Source organism: Erythrobacter sp., from assembly GCA_019739335.1.
Lineage (GTDB): Bacteria > Pseudomonadota > Alphaproteobacteria > Sphingomonadales > Sphingomonadaceae > Alteraurantiacibacter.
Map to the genome: position 1 here is coordinate 1,541,953 of CP073261.1, position 21,036 is coordinate 1,562,988.

The window sequence follows — 21,036 nt, forward strand, 5'->3', positions numbered from 1 at the left end:
ACAGGCTTGCAGAGCGCGGCTTTGGGTGCTTTTCGCAGGCATGGCAAGAACGGCAGCAACGGGCATGAAAAAGCGGGTCGGCCGGATGATTCCCTATCCGCTGATCGAAGCGGGGCGTCGGCTGATCCATGCCGGGCCGCATCGCTGCCGGGTCTGCGGCGGGCGCGTTCGGCGATTGGGAGACAGCGGCTACGGTTTCGAAGTGCTCGAACGCCTGCAGGTGGTCGGCGGGCTGAAGCGGCGCGCGGATCGCTGCCCGATCTGCCATGCGACCTCGCGCGAGCGGCTGTTGTGGTTCTGGCTCACCCAGGGCGGCGCGGACTTCCGCTTTGCGCCGGACCTGCGGATTGCCCATTTCGCGCCCGAAAAGGGACTTTCGGCACGCCTACGCGCGGCAGCGGGGAAGAACTACACCGCCTACGATTTCGATCCTTCGCGCTACCGGCACCTTTCGGAAGTGCGGCCTGCCGACCTCTCCGACCTGCCTATCGAAAGCAGCAGCGTCGACCTGCTGGTCTGCAACCACGTGATCGAGCACGTGCCGGACGTGCCCCGCGCGCTCGGAGAAATATTCCGCGTACTGGCAGCGGACGGGGTGGCCGTGCTGCAGGTTCCCATTGCGCTCAAGCTGGAGACCATGATCGAACTGGGCAGCGCCAGCACTCCGGCAGAGCGGATCGCCTTGGCCGGACAAGACGATCACCTGCGGCTGTTCACCCAAGGCGATTATCAGCTTGCGCTGGAGGCGGCGGGATTCGCGGTGGACCTGTTCGATTCCTTCGCAGAAAACGGTCAGGCAGCAACCGACTGGCAGCTCGATCCGTTCGAAAGCCTGTGGCTGTGCCGGAAGGCCAAGCCAGCAGCCGCCTGACTCTCACCTTTACGCCACCGCGCCCTTCGCCGCCGACGCTCCGCGCCGTTTACCGAACAGATCGTAGGACACCACGGGTGCTGCCGGATTGGCCAGCAGTTCCCCGGCTGGTGTAAAGTCGCCAGCCGAGGCACCGGCAAACAGGCTTGCCTCACTGCCCCCGCTGCTCGTCCCGCTGTCACCCCCCGGCAAGGCGAAGCCGCCATGCTGGTGATTGGCCGTATTGACCAGATCGGTGTCTACGGCGCCCTGCCAAACCATCGAACGGCTGACATTGTTCGCGAACAGGCAATAGGAATCGAAATCACAGCCGGGGCGATCCGTCCGCATCAGGAACCCCTGATTGGCGAAGCTGTTGTGCGCGATCACCACATGGCTCATCAAGGTATTGTCGCGCCCAAGCTGGCTGGCGGAATAGGCGGCGGTGAAGTAGTCGCTGACCGTGGCGGTGATCGAAAAGGCATTGTTGAAGAACACGTAATCGAGGCTGTCGCCATTGGCGATCGGGGAGAGGAAAATGCACTGCACTTCCATGTCCACCCCGGTGTTGTCGTAAACGATCACGTTTTCGGAGGTGCCGGTGTCCTGCTGGTACCAGTCGCCGTGCTTGTCGTGCAGCGAGACAATGGTGACGGTCGCATCCTTCACGTTCACCGGCGCGCTGCGCCCTGCCACGCCGTCGAAGCCAAGTCCCTTGTCACCTTCCAGCGATCCGGTGCAGGCGCGGCGATCGGGGTTGATCAGTAGGGTTGCGTTCCAGCCCGGCAGAGTGTTGAGCCATGCCACGACATCGGCGAACCAGTAGCCCTGGCCAGCGGTCCCGGCATAGTGATTGAACGAGCCGTTGCCGACATCGAAGGTGGCGCTGCTTGCACCCCATCGCGCGGTATAGAGCCCGCCACCGCCGCTGCTTTCGGTCCCGCCGCTGCGCGCCAGCGTGGCCGTCGCCTCCGCCCCGGAATAGGTGACGGTGAAAGCCGGGAAGTCGGTGTTCCATGTCAGGTTCGAATGATCGACCACGCTGGTCCCGACCACGCAGCGCGCGTTCGAGACCACATCCTGCGAAATCCGCGTAAAAGTGCACCCACGCACCAGATTGGCATTGCGGGCAGGCGTGTGGACTTCGGAGAACACGCATTCGGTGAACCACGGCTCGCCTTCCACCAGCCGCCCGAGAATCGCAGGCGGCCCGCCGCGCCAGAGCATATCGCGCCCGTCGGGATGCGAATTGGTGAGCGTCACCCCGTCCAGCCAGTGATTGACCCCGACAATCGAAGGCGCGTCGATTTCCAGCACATGGCGGAAATCCACGGTGATATTCGCGCCGAGCAGATGCAGCGGCATCCGGTGCGCGGTCATGCGGGAGGCATTGTCGGTGGTATAGGCGCTCTTGCCCAAGGTGACCGGCTGGGTTGCGCTGATCGTGCAGTATCCGGGAATGGTCCAGGCATCGGGATTGCTGTCGCCGATATCGTAGGTGCCGGCCTCGATGATGCAGATATGCGGATTTTTGGCCAGCTGCGCCTTCACATAGGTCGCGGCGGCGGTGATCGAGGGATAGCGCTGTCCGGCGATTGTCGGCTGCAATGGCGCGACATCCACCGCCACGTCGTAAATCTGTGCGGAAGGGCAAAACAGGTACGGGCCGATCACCCGCTTTTGCATCGTCGGATCGATAGCCACGGCTTCGACATAAAGCCGGGCGAGCCCCTGCGTTACGCCGCTGGCGGGAGGTTGGAGCCGTGCCCACCAGCCCAGGTAGGTCCGCTCGACACCGTTGGCATCGCTCAGCGTGTGATAGCTGGGGGCCAGCACTTCGACGCTTTCGCCCTCGTAGTGGAACACGACCTTCGCTAGCCCGAGATTGGCGATCAACGAACCCCCGTCATTCGCGGCCGCCGCCACGCCCACCACCAGCGAATCGGTGAAGAACTGCCCCGGCGGCACCAGCAGGCGACAAGCGGGTTTCGCCGTGGTGCGGACAGGATCAAGCGGCACAGAGGCGAAGCCGCTTCCGGCAGTGCCAATCCAGAGGGGCGATGGCGCGATCTGGGGCAGAGGCATCACCGCACTGGCCAGCGAGCGGTGGCCGATCCCGAAGCCGTATCCAAAACCCGGCATCAGGCGAGGCCAATAATGCTGGCAGCAGTGGTGCCCGTGGCGCGGATGGCGCGGACTCGCACTTCGAGCACCGATCCCGATGCCAGATTGCGGAAGGTTACATCTGTCTCACCCTTGAGCGGCCTGAGCACAATGTCACCGCCTTCGCCGACGAAAATGGCTTTGGGCGAGCGAGCGAGATCGCCGTTGTCGCTGGGGAGGATGGCAAAGCAGTCTTCTGCCGGAGCCATCGGGCTATCGGCGGTGTTGCGGAAAGGATCGTCGATCATGGGGGCTCCTGTCGAATAGGCAAAACAAAACAGGAACGCGGGCTAGGCACCGGAACGGCTGTAGGAAAGGAAAAACTGCCGGAACGTCTTCCCAAGTAGAAACCACAGGTTTATCGCCTTAAGCCGATGGCGGCTTCCCCTCTCCTGCGTGCTTCAACCATCCACGCGAGGCTGGATGATTGCGGTAACCGCGGCCCCGGTTTCGATACTGTCCGGCTACTGGCGGCGAGCGCAGTGGTGCTGCACCATGCACTGGGAGTGGAATACGACATCGTCCGCAACGATGCGCTGTTCGCTTTCAGTGGCGGCTATACCCACACCGGGCTGCTGGCAGTGGCGGTGTTCTTCGCCATCAGCGGCTTCCTGGTGACGCCGGGGCTGGTGAAGAACGGAGACGTGATCGAATATCTCAGCCGCCGGTTCATGCGGATCATGCCGTTGCTGGTCTTTGTGGTGATTGTCACCGCGCTGGTGATCGGGCCGCTGTTCACCACGCTGCCCGCCGGCGAGTATTTCGCACGGCCTGAAACCTGGCTCTACCTGCGCAATATAACAACTTCGCTCAGCTTGCCGTTACCTGGCGTGATCGATCTCGACGGCGGGAACACCATCAACGATCCGCTCTGGACGTTGCGTTACGAATGGCTCTGCTATCTGCTGGTCGCTGCCGCCTCGCTGCTGGCGTTGTTGCGCCACCGTCTCGCATTTCTGGCGCTATGGCTGGCAGCGATGAGCGTTTTGGCAATAGCTTACGGACCGACCATCGCAGACGAGCCACAGGGCAATCTGTATGTCCTACTGTATCTGTTCGCCTATTTCGGTGCCGGGGCGCTGGTGTTTCTGTTCGGCGATGTGATCCGCTTTTCCCGTTCAACGCTGCTGACCGCGCTGATGTTGCTTGTTTTCGCGCTGGTTCTCGGCGCAGGCCACGTCTTCGCGCCGTTGCTCACGGCCTACGTCGCCATCGGCATTGGCCTGTTGCGGTTCCCATGGACAGCGAAGCTGGCGCGCGCCGATCTGTCCTATGGCGTTTACCTCACCCACAGCGTGATCCTGATGATACTGGTAAACCTCTATCCTTTCGCGCACTGGTGGGCCCTGTTCGCGCTAGGACTTGGCTGCTCCTGCCTGGTAGCGGCGTGCAGCTGGCACTTCATCGAAGCCCCGGCGCTGCGGCACAAATCCTGGCCTGCGCAGGCAGTGAAGCGCCTTCTCGCGCGGGTGCCCGGCCTTGGCGATTTCTCGCGACACGGGCAGTTGTTGCGTCCCAAGGTGAAGGAATGATCTCGCCCACCCGCTACGGGGCTTCCCATGCTGCGCCGCAGCACTTAAGGTCGCGCAACAAAGTCGCTAGGGTGACGGGGTAGCGATGGCCAGCATTCCGCGAGATAACCCGTATCTATCGGCGTCATCCTTCCCGCGCGCTGGGTTTGGCGGTGTGCCCTGGTTGTTGCTGCTCGCCACCTCGATGGGCTATCTGCTGCTGTTCCCGCCGCAGGTGAGCGTGACGATCGGCCCCTTGATTCTCCCGGCCTATCGCGCCGCCCTGCTCGGGGCCGTCTTCATTATCCTGGCCGCATTGTTCAATGGGCGGCTACGGATTTGCCTGCCCGACCTGATGATCCTTGGCGCCGGCGTGTGGATGGCCTTCGCGCTCAGCGCAACGATGGGTTTCGAACGCGCGTCCGAGGGGGCGGGATCGCAGTTTGTCGATTGCGTGATCGGCTACTTCTTTGCTCGCACCACGCTGCGATCTCTGACCGATCTGCGTATGTTCCTGATCCTGCTTGCTCCTGGCCTGTTCCTGACTGGCGCATTGATCGCTGCCGAATCCCTGACCGGCGGCTACATCGTTCAGCCCTTGTTCGCCGCCCTGCTTGGGCAGGCTGATATGCTTGCTGCAAGCATCGGTTACAATTCCCGGCTGGGCTTGCTGCGCGCGCCCGGCCCCTTCCCGCATCCTATCCTGGCCGGGGTGTTTCTCGGCTCGTTCCTCACCTTGTATTCCTTCTCGGCCATTCGCGGCTGGCCCAAGGTGGTCGGCTTCGTAGCCGCTTGCTGCGCTTTCTTCACGATTAGTTCGGCTGCCTTGCTGGTGCTGATGGCGGGGATTTTAACCACGCTGTACAACTGGGCGAGCGAGCGGGTGGCGATCCTCTCGTGGCGCAATTTCGTGATCGTCGGATCGATCCTGTTTTTCGTGCTGGAATTGGCGACTAAGTCGGGCACCTATTCGCTGCTGGTACGTTTCGCCTCGTTCAATTCGAGCAGTTCCTACTATCGCGTGCTGACATGGCGCTACGGTTCAGCCTCGGTGGTCGAGCACCCGGTGTTCGGGATCGGTTTCGCGGAGTATGAGCGGCCGGCATGGATGGTCATATCTTCGATCGACCATTACTGGCTGCTGCTGGCGATCCAGTACGGCATCATGACACCTCTCCTGGTCCTTGGCGCGGCCGCCTATGCGGTCGTCAAGCTCGGCGTGAGATCCAGTCAGTACTCGCTGGCCGACCGGCGGCTGCTGCGCGGCACTGCAGTCGCTCTCGCGGTGTTCGCGATGGGGGCGATCTCGGTTACGCTGTGGCAATCCACCCAGGTGTGGTTCTTCATGCTGTTGGGAATCGCCGTATCGTTGGCCATTGCCACCCCGTCTGCACGCGGCACCCAAACTGGACAATGATAATGCGGCTCAAATCCCGTTTGCGCAAATTGCGGTCCGAAGGGAAGTTCGTCGCGCCGCTGACCCTGTTGGCGCAGGCCAATTACCAGCGGGTTAATCTGCGCGACTATTTCAACCGCCGGAAGCTGGACAATTCCCTGTCCGCCATAGCGCCGGACACGGCACCTGACCGGCAGGTGGACTTCGCGATGGAGGCGGCAGACCGCTTCCTGCGCCCGATGCAGAACCGCAGCGAACTTGTCCGACTGATGGAACGGGTGCGCGCCATGCAGCCCAGGCGCATTCTCGAAATCGGCACCGCACGCGGAGGCACGCTGTTCCTGTTCTGCCGCAATGCTGCCCCGGATGCGACGATTGTCAGCCTCGACCTGCCCTATGCCATCAACGGCGGCGGCTATCCCGAGTGGAAGGCGCCGATCTATCGCTCGTTCGCGCAAAGCGAGCAGCAACTGATCCTGCTGCGCCGCGATTCGCACCTGGCCGCCAGCCGCGACGAGGTTCTGCGGCAGGCGGGAAGCGAACCGTTCGACCTGATCATGATCGATGCAGATCACCGCTACGAAGGGGTGAAGCGCGATTTCGAACTCTATGCCCCGCTGGTGGCGCCCGGCGGCATCATCGTGATGCACGATGTCCTGCCCAATCGCTACGATGCGGAAATCCAGGTGGATCGCTTCTGGGAGGAAGTGAAGGCGCGCTACGCCACCGAGGAGATTGTGGAAGACCCGGCGCAGGGCAATATGGGTATCGGTATCGTCAGCAATTACCACGCGGCCCAGCCGCTCGAGGAACCGGCCTGATCGATGCTGCTATCGTTGTCTCAGGGCATCGCGAACGGCCTTGAGCAACCCGATCGCGCGCTCGCGCAGCCATCGCAGCGGATAGGCGACGAAACGATCCGCCAAGAGCGCCGCACGGCTGCACGGCAGCAGCGGCACTTCGGGGGCAATTGCAAACACGGCGGGCAAGTCTGCCCCGTCGAGCAGTGCGCCCTTGATCCGGTTGGCGACATTTTCGCCATGCACCACTTGCAGCCAGACCGGCGGAGAAGTGATCTGCACCAGCTGCCACTTTGTCCCGAGATCACGGTGCTGGGCCGACCAGATGGTCTGCACCGGGCCGGATGTGTCCTCGATCAGCGTGGTGAAAGGATTGCTGGGGTCATCGGCCGAGAACAGCCGCCCGTGCCGAAGCGCGATACCCTGCGGGAAATTGAGCACCGTGCCCGGCGCGTGCGCCTCTGCCGCCGCCCGCACACGCTTCAGAAAATCGCGCGATACGGCATCATCGTTGTCGAGCCGCGTGGACAGCACACGGCGGGCGGCGGGGTTCAGCCGTTCCACCACATCGCGCGCGACCATTTCCGCGCTGAAGCTTTCGACAAACCGCGCTTCGAACGGGAAGCTCTGCTGAGCGGCGCTGATCCGTTCGCGGAATGCCTCCGGCGTGGCGGGATCGAAGTAGATCAGCCAATGGAAATCGCGCGTGGTCTGCGCGGCGATGCTGGGCAGGCAATAGGCCTCGAACAGCGCAAAGCGTCGCTCCAGCCAGCCGGGGGCATTACGGATCGCGCTTTCGCGCCCCGGACTGGCGATGTTGAAGCGGGTGAGCAGGAAATGCTGCGTCGGCATGGTCAGGGTGCTTCGCCGCGATCGAGTTTTGCCTTCAATCCGCGCACCGGGTCATAGCCATATAACCACAGCCCCGGTCGCGTCGCTACCAGCCGATGGCCGTCACCCAGCGCCGCCAGGCGTGGGCGCCACTTGGCGAGCAGCTTGCCCGCGAGATAGCGCTCGCACGAAGCCAGCCACAGCAGCCCCAAACCGAGCGTGCGTTTGGGAGCGCTCCAGTGCTTGCGCAGGTATTCGGCAGTACCCGCCGCCATATACAGCAGGCGACGCGGCGCAAGATTCTCTCCATGCGCCAGTTCATGCTGCGCCCGCGCGGCGGGGATCGACCAGAGCTTGCCCCCGGCCTTGCCCATCCGAGCAAACAGATCGACCTCCTCGCAATAGAGGAAGAACCGCTCGTCGAACCCTCCTGCCGCGTCCCATGCAGGCCGCGCAATCATCACGAACCCCCCGAGCAATACCTTGGCCCGCTCGTCCTGCGTCAGTTGCAGGCGATCGCGCCGCGCCAGTGTCCGCCCCAGCGCCGCCGAGGCATACTGTCGCAATGAGGGCACGATGATGGCATTGCCGGTATCGGGACGACCGGCGGCATCGAGTGAAATCCCGCCCCAGGCCACCGCATCGGGATAGCGGCGCGCGGCAGCCGCCAGCGCGTCGATCGCACCGGGCTCGCAATACATGTCCGGATTGAGCAGCAAAAGGAGCGGGGCGCGGGCGTGCATGGCGAGCAGATTGTTGCCGCGGGCAAAGCCAATATTTCCCTGAGACGGGACGATCCGGACCTGCGGAAACTGCTCTGCCACCAGATCTCCGGTGCCGTCCTGTCCGTTGTCCACCAGCAGCACTTCCACTGCGGTCTCGCGCGCTGCCGGCGCAATTGCTGCGATTGCGCGGGTGATGCAGCGACGTGAGTTGTAGGCGACGACCAGCACCGAAACCTGCGGTTCAGGGGGGGAAGAAGCGGCGCTCATACCGCCTCACCTGCGCCGAGCGCAGCGCGGAGCGCAGCAGTATAGGCCTGCGCAATGGCCGGGCGGGTGAAGCGTTGAGCCTCGCCATTCGCCTGCCAATCTCCCAGCGCAGCCTTCAATTCGGCTTGCCGATCCAGCAAGTCCGCCATTGCCCGAGCCAATCCTGCAGCATCGCGGGGCGAGACTGGCATGGCAAAAGTGCAATCGTCGAAATAGCCTGCAACCGCGCGATCTTCGGGATAAATGATGGGGCACCCGGCGAACAGCGCCTCGGTGAACACCAGCCCGAAGGTTTCCCGCTTTGAGGGCAGCACGAATCCGGCAGCGCGGTTCAGCCGTGCAGCCAAGGTGGCGCGATCCAGCGGTCCCTCAAGCCGAATGCCCCTTGTAGCGCCGATTATCTCGCGAGCCTGTGCCATGTCCGACTCGCTGCCGCCGCCCACGATCGACAGCGTCGCCGATCGTCCCTGCCGGTGCAACAATTCCATCGCCTGCACCAACAGCGCCAGGTTCTTGCGGCGGGCGCTGGCGAGATGGAATACACTCACCAACCCGCTGCCATCGGGATTGGGGCGGAGTATCTCATCGAGATCGGTCGGGCAGGGGATGACCGCCACAGGCCCGCTGCGTTTGCCCAGTTTCGCTTCCACTGCCGATAGCGACCATGGCGCGAAAGAAACAACCGTTGCTGCTTCGTGAAACACTTGGTGCAGCGCTGGCGAGAGATCGGGACGGGCGTGAAGAATCTTCGTGTCGGTATCGCCCTGGATTGTCACTGCATAGGGGATCCCCAGTGCGCCAGCCATGCGGCGGACGCAGAGGCCCTCCACCGTCAGCTTGTGGCCCACCAGCAAGTCCGGCACGGCGGATGCGCCGATGTCCGCGACAAGCGTATCGGCCAGTTGTTCGAGCATGGTGCGGTGGAACAGGCCCTTGCCAGGCGCGCAATAGATGATGGCTTGCGGCGGTCCCCCTACCTCGGCCTTCACCTGCGGCGGCACGCGCTCCACATCCAGCCGCGGCTTGCCCAAGCCTCCAAACACAGAGCTTAGAAAACGCGCCGGGTTCACTCCCCGGCGATTGAGCGAGATAACCCGGTTGTCGAAAGCGTCATCGGTCAGCCCAATCAAGGTACGTATCGCCTGCGTCTTTTTGCCAGCCACTGCGTCAGGATAGTCGGCCGACAGGTGTAGCACCGAAGGCTTGCGTCCGGCTGGCACGGTTTTCCTCTTGCTGCGCTTACCTTCCGGCAGCCTCACGCTTTCGCTTCGTAGGAATAGTACTGGTACTGGTAGTTATAGCCCTGTCCCGCTTCAAGCGCGCGGAACTTGGTGACAATGGCACCGACGATGTGGGCGTTCATGTCGCGCAGGCGGCGTACCGCACTGCGGGTCACGCGACCATTGGCGCGATTGGCTTCAACCACGAACACAACCGCATCGACAAAGCGCGATAGCAACGGCGCATCGGCGATGCCGATCACCGGCGAGCTGTCGATCAGCACGATATCGTAGGTCTCCCGCGCCTGCTTCAGCATTTCCGCCACCAAGGCGGAGGAGAGGATTTCCACCGGTTCGCGCGGGATCGCGGCGACTGGTAACACATCGAGATTGCCCTGCGTCGATTTCTTTACAGCCTGCGCCAGCGTCACCCGCCCGAACAGCACGTCGACCACGCCCACATCGGACTTGGCCATACCCAGATGGCGGGCGACCGAAGGACGCCGGAGATCGAGATCGATCAACAGAACCTTGCGCCCGACCGACGCATATTTCTGCGCCACGGCTACGCAGGACGTCGTTTTGCCTTCGGCCGGCTGGCTGCTGGTGAACTGGATCACTTTCTGTTCGCCCGTTGAAAGGGCAAAATCGAGCGAAGCGCGGATCGAGGAATAGGCCTCGCTGAGCGGGCTGAACGGATCTTCCAGTTCCTCCGCCGCCTGTTCGGACACAAAGGGCGTCTGGCCGATAGCGGGCATCCCCAGCCGGTTTTCGACGTCGTCGATCGAATGCAGACGGTCATCGAGGATTTCGCGCAACAGCGCGATCGCAGCTGCGAGGCCAATGCCGAGCACCAGTGCGACAATCAGATTGTTGAGCAGATTGGGCGACGAAGGCACTGTCGGCACAATCGCCGGATCAAGCGGTGTCACTTTGGAACTGCGCAGATTGGCCACTGCCGAAATCTGGTTGTAGCGCTCCATCAGCGCGGCAAGCTGGTCGCGCAGCGAGACGACTTCACGATCGAGCTGGCTGCGCTGGATCTGGAGATCCTGCTCATCCAGCGAGGCATCGGTGACCGACAACAGTTCCTGCTGCAAGCCAACTTCCTGTCGCTGGGCAACACGGTATTCGTTGCGGATGCCGGCCTTGATCTCTTCCGATGCCCGCGCAATCTGGCGCTCCAGTACAGAAATTTCCGACTGCAATTCGCGCACTTCGGGATAGTCCTCGCGATATCGCTCCTGCAGATCGGCCAGCGCACTGCTGCGCTGCGCCAGTTGCGTTCGCAGCGTCTGAATCGTCGAATTCTGCTGCACTTCGGGCAATTGCGCTGCCGGGACATTGGCAATCGCGAGCCAGCGCTGCTCTGCGGCAATCCGCGCTGCGCGGGCATCCCCGAAAGCCTGGTTCACCTGCATAAGGTTGGCAGCGGCGAGAGTGGGGGCAGAGCCGCTCTCGCTCCCGTCTTCGGAAGCCATCTGCAACGGCTCGCCGATGATGCGATTTGCGCGCGCATACTGGTTGGCACTGACCTCCGCCTCACCCAGTTGCCCGCGCACGTCGGCGATCTGTTCCTCAAGGAATTCGCGCGCATATGCGTTTGCCGCGATCGAGCGGTTGAGGTCGTCGGCGAGAAAATTCTCGGCATAGGAATTGGCGATCTGCGCCGCCAGCACCCGATCCCGCGAAGCGAAAGAGATGCTGATAATCTGGGTGTTGGGCGGAATCTCGGTGCTCACGCCCGCGCGAACCATCGACACTGCGGCTTCCCGCCGCTGCTGCGCGAAGCTCTCCTCGTCCATCCCGGCGGGCGGGCCCTCGGTCACTAGGTCTCCCAGCAAGGTCGCGCTGTTCTGCAGATCGAGCGAATCGACCACGTTACGGGCCATCGAGCGGCTGGCGATGACTTGCGACAGCGTTTCCAGTTCGGTCGCGATCTGGTTGGTGGGCACGTAGGGATCGGCCAGTTCTTGCCCTTCGACCAATTGCCGGCCACCGGTGTTGAGATCGACCCGGACCGATGCCGTAGCCTGGAACACCGGGGTTGCCAGCAGGTAGAAGATGAAGCCGAGCAGCAGCGCAAAGGTGATGACCGTGACCAGGATGAACCGCTGCCGCCACAGCATCGCGCGCAGTGCTTCGGCGCTGAGCACCTTGGCCGGAGCGGCATCGCGATAAGCTTCGCCACGATCAGGCAGGTAGCGATCGACGAACGACGGCGTCCTGGTCACAATGGGTGAGTTATCGTTCATCGGAGCGGGCACGCCTCAAATTCGGGTAAACAGTGCGAATGCGGGCAGCGCGGTGAGGAAGTCCTGCCAGAATTGCGACAGGCGATCGGTTCCTACCACCACCCGGTCTCCGGGTTGCAGCACCGGATCGAGCATTGCGCCCGCCTGGAGTGCGGCATAATCGAACTTGGCGATTTCGATCCCGCCTTCGACCTGGCGGAATACGGCGATCTCTCCGCCCCTCGCCACGCGAGTCGGCCCCTCGGCCAGCGCAATCGAGCCAGACAATCTCGTGCCGGGCTGGAAGGGATACATCCCCGGTCGTTCCACTGCGCCTTCCACTGTCACGATATGCGATGCATATTCGATCACATTGACCGTGACATCTGGCGAGCGGAGATAACGGTTGCCGAGCAGCCCCTCCAGGCGACCGGCGAACTGTCCAGGCGTAAGCCCCTGCGCCTGTACCTGGCCCAGCAATGGCATGATGACCGATCCGTCAGCAGCAATGATCACACGTTCGAGTGACAGCTCCTGTTCGCGGAACACGGTTACAGATACAACGTCGGCGGGACGCAATGCATATTCGACATCGTTCAAGGCCGAAAATTGCTGCTGGTTCAGTCCCGCTGACGGCACCATTACTGCCGGACCCGGCGCAACCTGCATGGCGGGCGCACAGGCGCCAAGCGCCGCCCCGGCGAGCCCGAGCATTGGAAGCCAGGCGCAAGCGCGCACAGGCCTTGGCGATGGAAGCCCCGTCTTCAAATTTGCAACCCCCGTATATTTACCATGTTCTAGACGTAGATCGGCCACGTCACAATGCATTATCACGCGGGCATCATCGGCTAAGCAAGCTGGACTTACGTAATAGTCCCAGTATCAGATGGCTGTGGGCACTCGGGTAAAGGTACGGACGGTTGGCCATGTCCTCGATCTTGATTGGCCTCGCCGTCCTCGGCTACGGGGTAACGGTCGGCGTCAGCTTGCTGGCGCTTCGGAAAGGCGCGAGTGGCGGGCGCCCGCGCATGGACAATCTGCATTGGCTGGCTTGCGCGATCTTTTTTTCATCGCTTGTGGTGATCCGCGCATTCGATCTCGAAGAACGCGTGCGAGCAACTCTGCGATCGTTCGCGCAGGACGAGAACCTCTATGCCGATCGCTTTGCATGGCAGGCCCCGCTCGCCGCTATTGCGGCGCTGCTCGGCATCATCCTGGTGTGGTTGGCAGTCAGGAGCTTCCCCGGAAAGGGATCGCCACCGCGTTTGGCCGTATGGATTTCGCGGCAGGCAGTGCTGTTGTTCATACCGCTGTTCGCGATGCGGATAATTTCGCTGCACGCTGTCGACAGCCTGCTCTATTCGGGCCCGGTGCGCCTGAACTGGCTCCTTGAGGCAGGATTGACGCTGACTGCTTTGCTTGCCGCGGCGATGTACGTGAGGGGACTCGGCAAGCCGCGCTTTCGAGATCGAGAATGACCCTCCTGACGCGAAGCCGATCAGAGGGGGGCAGCAAAAAGGGCGACCCCCTCGTGGGGAGCCGCCCTTCGCATTTCCCACCGTCGCGGGAACTCTTGAACTGAATCAGCGCCCCAAATCAGCGCTTGCTGAACTGGAAGCTGCGGCGGGCCTTGGCCTTGCCGTACTTCTTGCGCTCCACCACGCGGCTGTCGCGGGTAAGGAAACCGGCGGCCTTGATGATGCTGCGCAGGGCAGGCTCGTAACGGGTCAGTGCCTGGCTGATGCCGTGCTTTACCGCACCGGCCTGGCCGGAGAGACCGCCACCGGCAACGGTGCAGACCACGTCATACTGGCCCTCACGTTCCGAAATGGTGAAAGGCTGGTTGATGACGAGGCGCAGCGTCGGGCGCGCGAAATAGACTTCCTGGTCGCGGCCGTTGACAGTCACCTTGCCGGTGCCGGGCTTGATCCAGACGCGAGCAGTGGCATCCTTGCGGCGGCCGGTCGCATAGGCGCGGCCCTGTGCGTCGATTTCCTGCTCACGCAGCGGCATTGTCGGCGCGGCGGGAGCAACAGGGGCAGCGGCTTCAGCGGCTTCGGCGGCCACGGGCGCATCGCCGATCACGTCCTTGATATCGGCAAGGTCGTTGGCGGTGTTGTTTTCTTCGGTCGCCATTATGCGGACACCTTGTTCTTGCGGTTCATCGAGGCAACGTCGAGCACGGTCGGCTGCTGGCCGTCATGCGGGTGCTCGGTGCCGTTGTAGAGGTGCAGGTTGCGCATCTGCGCCCGGCCCAGCGGACCGCGCGGCACCATGCGCTCGACAGCCTTTTCCAGCACGCGCTCGGGGAAGCGACCGGCCAGAACCTTGTCTGCGGTTACGTCCTTGATGCCGCCGGCGTAGCCGGTGTGCTTGTAATAGTGCTTCTTGCCGGCCTTGTTGCCGGTGAACTGCACCTTGCCCGCGTTGATCACGACGACGTGGTCACCACAATCGACGTGCGGAGTGTAGCTCGGCTTGTGCTTGCCGCGGAGGAGATTGGCGATGATCGTGGCGAGGCGGCCGACAACCAGCCCCTCGGCATCGATAACATGCCAGTTCTTCTCGACCTCGGCCGGCTTGATCGACCGTGTGGTCCTGGTCAGCGCCTTCATGGCTGTTCGTTCCTGTGTTTCGTTTTGCGAAGTGCTTGCGCGGGCCTGCCGGAATCATCCGCCAGACCCGGCGAAGGCGCGCATCTGTCGATTTGCACCCCGCAAGTCAAGCAAATCCGGGCGATTCGAGAGAGGTAAAATAATACCGTTCGATTAGTGGCTGCCTGATGCGAGGGCCAGACTCCAGCTTTCGCTGGTAGCGCGGCGGGTGTTGTTCACTTCGGTCACGACCTCGCGCTGGGCCGACCGCATCAGCCCCGTCGCGTCGTCCAGTTCGGCCTCGAAGCGAGTAAGCACGCGCCCTTGGCTGCCATCGGGCAGCGCCACCTGCTGTTCCCGCTGACGTGGGCTGCCCGCAGGAGCAAACAGGTCGACCGGCAAATGGGCAACCAGTTCGCCACCCGCCGCGTGCAGTGCCGCCACGAAGCCTTCGAGCGTCGCCCGCTCATCCTGCGCCAGCTGCTGCCGGGACAGGGCGGCAAAGGCGCGTTCGACTGCCCGACCGACATTGGCCTGATCGCCCAGATCGCTGCCGGGCGAAAGGATGCGCCCGAACGGATCGAGCGCGATCGGGAACAGCCCGCTTTCGTCGCGACTGCGTTCAAGCTCGGCGAATTGCGCCAGCGGCGCGGGCGCGTACACCGCAACCTCGACCTGCCGCCCGTGCAACATGAACCCCTGATCGAAACGGCGGAACTCGACGGCGAAACTGCGCGCGACGCGGAAGCTGCGGCCATCGACCAAGTCGCGGCTGACGATCCGGCTGTAGCGCATCGGGTCTGTGGGCGGGGCGATCAGGCCACCGGAGAATTGCTGGGCGCGCGCCTGCGCAGAAATGGTGGCAGGTGCCAGCGCAGCAGCCAGCGCCAGCCGCAGGGCCGCGCGCCGATCGATTGCTCTGCCCTCTTCGTCCGTCATTCCCGGCTCCCCTGCCGTGTCTGCCCCACCAGCCAGTCCAGCGTCACTTGCGGTGCCCGGTCGGCCTGCCAGCCGACAATCGCGGGGGCGTCGTAGGGATGCAATTGCGCCAGCCGCTCGCTCGCTTCCCCTAGCAGCAAGGCAGTGGTCTTGAACAGTACGCCAATTTCGCGCCCCTGCATCACTTCGCCCTGCCAGCGATAGATCGAGGTGACACAGGGCAACACATTGGCGCAGGCGACCAGCCTTTCCTCGACCAGAGTGACCGCCGCGGCGTGCGCGCTGGCTTCATCGCCGAAGGGGCACCAGATCAGCGCTGCCTCGGCAGCCTCGCTCATGCGCGGCGCCCCAGCACGTGCGAACCCCAGGCAAAGCTCGCCACCAGCAGTGCGCCGACAAGCTGATGGGCCACGGCGATCCACAATTCGACGCCCGTCATCACGGTGGCAATGCCAAGGATGATCTGCACGCCGAAGGCCGAATGGATCGCCACCGAGGCACGCCGGTCGAGCGGGCGTAGCTTGCGCGCCATGACCACCAACGCCGCCACGGCAACCCAGGCCCACCAGCGGTGGAGGAAATGCAGCCAGAAGGGATCGTGCAGGAAAGTCCACAGGACTCCGCGCGCCCAGCTCACTTCGGGCACCAATTGCCCCTGCATCAGCGGCCACGAGTCCGACGCCAACCCCGCATTGAGGCCCGCGACCCAGGCGCCGAGCAGAAGTTGGACGAACAGCACTGCCCCGACCCAGCCGACCAATCCGGTCACTCCCGCCGAACGCGCATTGCCGGCGGCCAGCTGTCGCAGGTCGAGCGCGGTCCAGATCAGCCCTGCCAGCGTGAACAGCGCGGTGAGCAGGTGGATCGAGAGCCAGAAGTGCGAGACATCGGTCATTTCGCCGCCCAGCCCGGAGCGGACCATGAACCAGCCGAACGCGCCCTGCATCCCGCCCAGCGCCAGCAGCGCAACAAGGCGCGGCTTGTAGCCGGTGGGGATCGCCTGCTTCATCCAGAACCATGCCAGCGGCAGCGCGAAGGCCAACCCCAGCAGCCGCCCGAGCAGGCGGTGGAACCACTCCCAGAGGTAGATGAACTTGAACGCCGCAAGGTCCATACCCGCCGGGCCGGTGACATTGCGGTATTCGCCGGTGGCCTTGTACAGATCGAACTCGGCCTGCCATGCAGCGTCGCTCAAGGGTGGCAATGCGCCGGTGACGGGTTTCCATTCGGTGATCGACAGTCCACTCTCGGTCAGCCGGGTGATTCCGCCCACCGCGACCATCACCAGCACCAGCGCGGCGACCGCGAACAGCCAGTTGGCGAGCGCCAGCGGACGGGGAATGCCCTGGCTGCGTGGCGTCTCGTCGAAGGATGATACATTTGCGACCATAGTGTCCGCCGATTTGCCCATTCCGGCCCGAATCGCAAGCGGGACGATGGGCCGGGCAGCGTAAGTTCTTCCAAACCATGGCTTGCGTAATGAGATATGATTACATAGATAGCCTGCATGGCGCAGATGCTCCCCTGGATTCGCGGCAGGCTTGACCGCGCCGGCATACTGTTGTCGGCCCTGTGCGTATTGCATTGCATTGCCGGACTGGTGCTGGTGGCAGGGCTCGGCCTTGGCGCGGGGTTCCTGCTCGATCCGGTGGTGCACAAGGTCGGGCTGCTGCTGGCGACTCTGGTGGCCGGGGTAGCGATCGGCATTGGCGCGGTGCGACACCGGCGCGCCGGCCCCTTCGTGGTGGCGATGATGGGGCTGTCCTTCATGGGCGGCGCACTCGCCGTGGGTCATGGTGCCGAAGAAGTGGTGCTGACGGTGATCGGCGTCGGTCTCGTTGCCGCCGGGCACCTGCTCAACTTGCGCCACGCCTGACAGGCACTATGTCTGGTGGACCATGTCCGCACTCAACTCCATCACCGTCAACGGCGATATGCGCCGAACCGCCGCTGCCAGCATCGCCGATCTGGTGCGCGAACTCGGCCTGCTGCCGCAGAAGGTGGCGGTGGAACATAACGGCGAAATCGCTCCCCGCTCGACGCTGGAGCAGGTGGCGCTGGCTGACGGCGACGTGCTGGAAATCGTCCACTTCGTCGGCGGCGGCTGATCGCCTGCGCGAAGGAGAGGCAACAGTCTTGCCACTGCGCGAACAGGCAGATACCGCCCCGGCATGACCGAAACACTGAACACCGCACCTGACTCCACCGATGACTCATGGGAAGTCGCCGGGCACCGCTTCACCAGCCGCCTGATCGTCGGCACCGGCAAGTACAAGGATTTCGCCCAGAACGCCGCCGCGGTCGAAGCCTCGGGCGCGCAGATCGTCACCGTGGCGGTGCGGCGGGTGAACATTTCCGATCCCAACCAGCCGGTGCTGATGGACTACATCGATCCGAAAAAGATCACCTATCTCCCCAACACCGCCGGGTGCTTCACCGCCGAGGATGCGATCCGTACCCTGCGGCTGGCACGCGAGGCGGGCGGCTGGGACCTCGTGAAGCTCGAAGTGCTGGGCGAGGCGAAAACGCTCTATCCCAACATGGTCGAAACCATCCGCGCCTGCGAAGTTCTGGCGAACGAAGGGTTCAAGCCTATGGTCTATTGCACCGACGATCCGATTGCCGCGAAGCAATTGGAGGATGTCGGCGCGGTGGCAATCATGCCGCTGGGCGCACCGATCGGTTCGGGGCTGGGAATCCAGAACCAGGTGACGATCCGCCTGATCGTCGAAGGCGCGAGCGTACCGGTGCTGGTCGATGCCGGAGTCGGCACCGCGTCAGACGCTGCCGTAGCGATGGAACTGGGCTGCGACGGGGTGCTGATGAACACCGCCATCGCCGAAGCGAAGGATCCCGTTCGCATGGCCCGCGCGATGAAACTGGCTGTGGAAGCGGGGCGGCTGGCCTATCTTTCGGGGCGTATGGGACGGCGGAAATATGCCGATCCCTCTAGTCCGCTGGCAGGATTGATCTGACGGCAATCGGACGGCGAAGCCGTCCGCAAGGGCAACCGCCCGCCCGCAGGTGCCCCGCAGCGAAGCGGAGGGAACAGCACCGAGGACCGCGCGCCCGGACGGGCGTGCGGAATACAAAAGCGCCCCAAACACCCAATATTAACCATCATGCGCGAAGCTGCTCTCCTAATCTGATGGAGAGCCACAATGGCGACATCGCAGACCGCTTCGTTGACGATTGCCGAAATGCGCGAATTTGCCGGCTTTGCCGAGCATGAGCGCGGCTTTATCGAACGCGCGCTCGATATCGGCATGGGGCGCGGCGATGCCTTCAAGGTGTGGAGCCGCTGTGCGGATGACCAGCGGGCGATTCGTTCGCAATATCTCGCCTATCGCGAACTGCGGCAATTGCGCGGCCTGATCCCCGGCGGCAACGGGTTCGAAGGGATCGAGAGCTTCATCGGCCCGATGATCCGCATCAGCGCCGCCGACTTGGCGCAGGAAAAGCTCGACGGCTTTTCCGCCTACCGATTCCTCTACGAACGCCTGCTCGGCGCAAGCGCGCGGCCATTCCTCCCCGCAGCCTTCTGCGGCGCGGCAGCCCTGCCACAGATCCGCCCGTGCCGCCGCAAGATGCTGCTGCAATCGCTGAGCGAAGCCGCCGCCACCGCCCCCGGCTGGTCCCCGCGCGAACCGGCATTCTATCCGGAAAAGATCGAGGCTGAGGCGGCCTAGTACAACTCCGCCAGCCGCTCCCCGTAAACCTCACGAATCTGGTGCCGCCTGATCTTCATCGTAGGGGTCATCTGGTTGTTGTCGGTGCTGAACGGCTCATCCGCGAAGGCGAACTTGCGGACCTTTTCGATTACCGAGAGGTCCGCGTTGGTCCGGTCGATTGCCGCCTTCATCGCGCTGCGGAAAGCGGGCAGGTCCTGCAAGCTCTTCAGATCGAAAGGAATATCGTTCGCCCGCGCCCATTGCAGCGCCCATTCGGCATCGGGCACGATCAGCGCCACCATGTAGGGCTGCTGGTCGCCCGAAACCATCGCCTGGCTGATTTCGGGTTGCAGCGTCAGCATCCCTTCCAGCTTCTGCGGCGCGACATTGTCGCCCTTGTCGTTGACGATGATGTCTTTCTTGCGATCGGTGATCTTGATCCGGCCCTTCTCGTCCAGATGCCCGACATCGCCGGTGTGCAGCCAGCCGTCCTGCAGGGTCCGCGCGGTATCTTCGGGCCGCTGCCAGTAACCGCTCATCACCAGTTCGCCGCGCACGAGGATTTCGCCATCCTCGGCAATCTTCACTTCGACCCCGCGCATTGGCGGGCCGACGGTATCCATCTTCAGGCCGGCCCTGGGGCGATTGCAGCTGACCACCGGACCGCTTTCGGTCTGGCCGTAACCTTGCAGCATGGTCAGCCCCATGGCTTCGAAGAAAGTGCCGACTTCGGGATTGAGCGGCGCACCGCCGGAAACCATCGCTTTCATCCGCCCGCCGAATTTGGCCCTGATCTTGGGCCGCAGCGTCCGTTCGAGAAGCATGTCCATCGGCCGGTCTAGCAGTCGCTTTTTGCCGTGCGCGGCTTCGTGCTGGGCAATCTCCAGCGCGCGATCCATCAGGTAGTTGGCGAACTTGCCCTGCTTTTCGACCTGCTTCATGATCCGCGTGCGCAGCACTTCGAACAGGCGAGGGACCACCACCATCAGTGTGGGCCGCGCCTCCTCGATATTGCTGGCGAGCTTTTCGAGTCCCTCAGAATACCAGATTTCGGCGCCCACCCCGATCGGCAGGAACTGTCCGCCCGAATGTTCATAGGCGTGGCTAAGCGGCAGGAAGGAGAGGAAGCGTTCGTCTTTCACACCGAAATCGTTGGACAGGATTTCCGCCGCGCCGCTGACATTGCACAGGATTGCCCCGTGCGGCTGCATCACTCCGCGCGGTGCCCCGCTGGTGCCGCTGGTGTAGATGATGCAGGCCACGTCCGCCCGCGCGATTCCGGCCAGCCGCGCGTCCACTGCGGCGCGGGCCGCTTCCGGATCGCCCGCCATCATCGTGTCCCAGCCGTGGACATCGAACGATCCTGATTGCGAGCTGGCGATGGGTTCGATGGTGATCGCGTGGCGCACCTTGCCCGTCCTCATGATCGCCGGAAACAGCGCCTTGGCAAGTTTGGCGGTGGAAACGATAACCGCGGCCGCGCCCGAATCGTCGAGGATGTGGCTGTGATCGCGCTCGGTATTGGTGGTGTAGGCGGGCGTGGTCACGCAACCTGCCGCCATGATTGCCAGATCGGCAATGCACCATTCGGGGCGGTTTTCGGAGACGATTACCACTCGGTCTCCGTCGCGCAGGCCCAGTGCGCGCAGGTTCTCGGCCATCAGGCAGACCTTCTGCGCCACGTCGCGCCAGCTGGTGGAAGTCCACTTGCCGTCGATCTTGGTGGTCAGGAACGGCGCATCGCCCTTTTCATCCGCGCGGGCAAGAAACAGCGCGACGAGATTGGGCGTGGTATCGATGTGGTCCAGTTGCACGCTAAGGGTCTCCCGATGGGC

Annotated in this window: 22 protein-coding genes; 9 read left to right on the top strand and 13 right to left on the bottom strand. The window is 63.4% G+C overall.

The window, feature by feature from the left end; all coding sequences use genetic code 11:
• The first annotated feature begins 64 nt into the window (after positions 1 to 64).
• The gene (locus tag JY451_07680; protein ID QZH76402.1) at positions 65 to 871 is read left to right on the top strand and encodes a class I SAM-dependent methyltransferase; all 807 of its coding nucleotides are present in this window, start codon (positions 65 to 67) and stop codon (positions 869 to 871) included.
• Between the two features lie 9 nt (positions 872 to 880).
• Here JY451_07680 and JY451_07685 read toward each other — a convergent pair whose 3' ends face one another.
• Positions 881 to 2,992 carry a hypothetical protein gene (locus tag JY451_07685; protein ID QZH76403.1) on the bottom strand — a complete coding sequence of 704 codons (2,112 nt, stop codon included), beginning with the start codon at positions 2,990 to 2,992 and terminating at the stop codon, positions 881 to 883.
• Positions 2,992 to 3,261, bottom strand: a complete 270-nt coding sequence (locus JY451_07690) for a hypothetical protein (GenBank protein ID QZH76404.1) — start codon at positions 3,259 to 3,261, stop codon at positions 2,992 to 2,994. Before JY451_07690 ends, JY451_07685 begins: the two co-directional genes overlap by 1 nt.
• 126 nt (positions 3,262 to 3,387) lie before the next feature.
• On the opposite strand from JY451_07690, the gene JY451_07695 reads away from it, so the two are divergent.
• The 3 genes from JY451_07695 to JY451_07705 all read left to right on the top strand — a co-directional run bounded on the left by JY451_07695 (position 3,388) and on the right by JY451_07705 (position 6,741).
• Positions 3,388 to 4,545, top strand: coding sequence for an acyltransferase (locus JY451_07695; protein ID QZH76405.1), 1,158 nt, complete (start codon positions 3,388 to 3,390; stop codon positions 4,543 to 4,545).
• Positions 4,546 to 4,630: 85 nt separating this feature from the next.
• Positions 4,631 to 5,941, top strand: coding sequence for a hypothetical protein (locus JY451_07700; protein ID QZH76406.1), 1,311 nt, complete (start codon positions 4,631 to 4,633; stop codon positions 5,939 to 5,941).
• Between the two features lie 2 nt (positions 5,942 to 5,943).
• Positions 5,944 to 6,741, top strand: a complete 798-nt coding sequence (locus JY451_07705) for a class I SAM-dependent methyltransferase (GenBank protein QZH76407.1) — start codon at positions 5,944 to 5,946, stop codon at positions 6,739 to 6,741.
• Positions 6,742 to 6,750: 9 nt separating this feature from the next.
• On the opposite strand, the gene JY451_07710 is transcribed toward JY451_07705, so the two are convergent.
• From JY451_07710 to JY451_07730, 5 genes are all read right to left on the bottom strand, one after another.
• Positions 6,751 to 7,572, bottom strand: coding sequence for a hypothetical protein (locus tag JY451_07710; GenBank protein ID QZH76408.1), 822 nt, complete (start codon positions 7,570 to 7,572; stop codon positions 6,751 to 6,753).
• A gap of 2 nt (positions 7,573 to 7,574) precedes the next feature.
• Positions 7,575 to 8,543: a glycosyltransferase family 2 protein gene (locus JY451_07715; protein ID QZH76409.1), complete on the bottom strand. Its 969-nt coding sequence runs from the start codon at positions 8,541 to 8,543 to the stop codon at positions 7,575 to 7,577.
• Entirely contained in the window at positions 8,540 to 9,673 is a 1,134-nt protein-coding gene (locus JY451_07720; GenBank protein ID QZH76410.1) for a glycosyltransferase, read from the bottom strand. The genes JY451_07715 and JY451_07720 overlap by 4 nt, the downstream gene beginning before the upstream one ends.
• A 125-nt stretch (positions 9,674 to 9,798) precedes the next feature.
• Positions 9,799 to 11,997: a polysaccharide biosynthesis tyrosine autokinase gene (locus JY451_07725; protein QZH76411.1), complete on the bottom strand. Its 2,199-nt coding sequence runs from the start codon at positions 11,995 to 11,997 to the stop codon at positions 9,799 to 9,801.
• Positions 11,998 to 12,033: 36 nt separating this feature from the next.
• Positions 12,034 to 12,711 carry a polysaccharide export protein gene (locus tag JY451_07730; protein ID QZH76412.1) on the bottom strand — a complete coding sequence of 226 codons (678 nt, stop codon included), beginning with the start codon at positions 12,709 to 12,711 and terminating at the stop codon, positions 12,034 to 12,036.
• A 206-nt stretch (positions 12,712 to 12,917) separates the two neighbouring features.
• On the opposite strand from JY451_07730, the gene JY451_07735 reads away from it, so the two are divergent.
• Positions 12,918 to 13,475 carry a hypothetical protein gene (locus JY451_07735; GenBank protein QZH76413.1) on the top strand — a complete coding sequence of 186 codons (558 nt, stop codon included), beginning with the start codon at positions 12,918 to 12,920 and terminating at the stop codon, positions 13,473 to 13,475.
• Between the two features lie 118 nt (positions 13,476 to 13,593).
• Here JY451_07735 and rpsI read toward each other — a convergent pair whose 3' ends face one another.
• The 5 genes from rpsI to JY451_07760 all read right to left on the bottom strand — a co-directional run bounded on the left by rpsI (position 13,594) and on the right by JY451_07760 (position 16,920).
• Positions 13,594 to 14,133, bottom strand: a complete 540-nt coding sequence (gene rpsI, locus JY451_07740) for a 30S ribosomal protein S9 (protein QZH76414.1) — start codon at positions 14,131 to 14,133, stop codon at positions 13,594 to 13,596.
• Positions 14,133 to 14,612, bottom strand: coding sequence for a 50S ribosomal protein L13 (gene rplM / locus JY451_07745; GenBank protein QZH76415.1), 480 nt, complete (start codon positions 14,610 to 14,612; stop codon positions 14,133 to 14,135). Before rplM ends, rpsI begins: the two co-directional genes overlap by 1 nt.
• A gap of 153 nt (positions 14,613 to 14,765) precedes the next feature.
• Positions 14,766 to 15,530, bottom strand: coding sequence for a hypothetical protein (locus JY451_07750; protein QZH76416.1), 765 nt, complete (start codon positions 15,528 to 15,530; stop codon positions 14,766 to 14,768).
• Entirely contained in the window at positions 15,527 to 15,868 is a 342-nt protein-coding gene (locus JY451_07755; protein ID QZH76417.1) for a divalent-cation tolerance protein CutA, read from the bottom strand. Before JY451_07755 ends, JY451_07750 begins: the two co-directional genes overlap by 4 nt.
• Entirely contained in the window at positions 15,865 to 16,920 is a 1,056-nt protein-coding gene (locus JY451_07760; GenBank protein ID QZH76418.1) for a COX15/CtaA family protein, read from the bottom strand. The genes JY451_07755 and JY451_07760 overlap by 4 nt, the downstream gene beginning before the upstream one ends.
• 117 nt (positions 16,921 to 17,037) lie before the next feature.
• Between JY451_07760 and JY451_07765 the strand changes: the two genes are divergently transcribed.
• The 4 genes from JY451_07765 to JY451_07780 all read left to right on the top strand — a co-directional run bounded on the left by JY451_07765 (position 17,038) and on the right by JY451_07780 (position 19,219).
• Positions 17,038 to 17,406: a MerC domain-containing protein gene (locus JY451_07765; GenBank protein QZH76419.1), complete on the top strand. Its 369-nt coding sequence runs from the start codon at positions 17,038 to 17,040 to the stop codon at positions 17,404 to 17,406.
• Positions 17,407 to 17,428: 22 nt separating this feature from the next.
• On the top strand, positions 17,429 to 17,638 hold the full coding sequence (thiS, locus tag JY451_07770; GenBank protein ID QZH76420.1) for a sulfur carrier protein ThiS: 210 nt from the start codon (positions 17,429 to 17,431) through the stop codon (positions 17,636 to 17,638).
• Positions 17,639 to 17,701: 63 nt separating this feature from the next.
• Complete coding sequence (locus JY451_07775; GenBank protein QZH76421.1) at positions 17,702 to 18,505, top strand: thiazole synthase; 804 nt, start codon at positions 17,702 to 17,704, stop codon at positions 18,503 to 18,505.
• Between the two features lie 186 nt (positions 18,506 to 18,691).
• Entirely contained in the window at positions 18,692 to 19,219 is a 528-nt protein-coding gene (locus JY451_07780) for a hypothetical protein (protein ID QZH76422.1), read from the top strand.
• On the opposite strand, the gene JY451_07785 is transcribed toward JY451_07780, so the two are convergent.
• Positions 19,216 to 21,015, bottom strand: coding sequence for a long-chain fatty acid--CoA ligase (locus JY451_07785; GenBank protein ID QZH76423.1), 1,800 nt, complete (start codon positions 21,013 to 21,015; stop codon positions 19,216 to 19,218). The two genes, JY451_07780 and JY451_07785, sit on opposite strands and share 4 nt — an antisense overlap.
• Between the last annotated feature and the right edge of the window lie 21 nt (positions 21,016 to 21,036).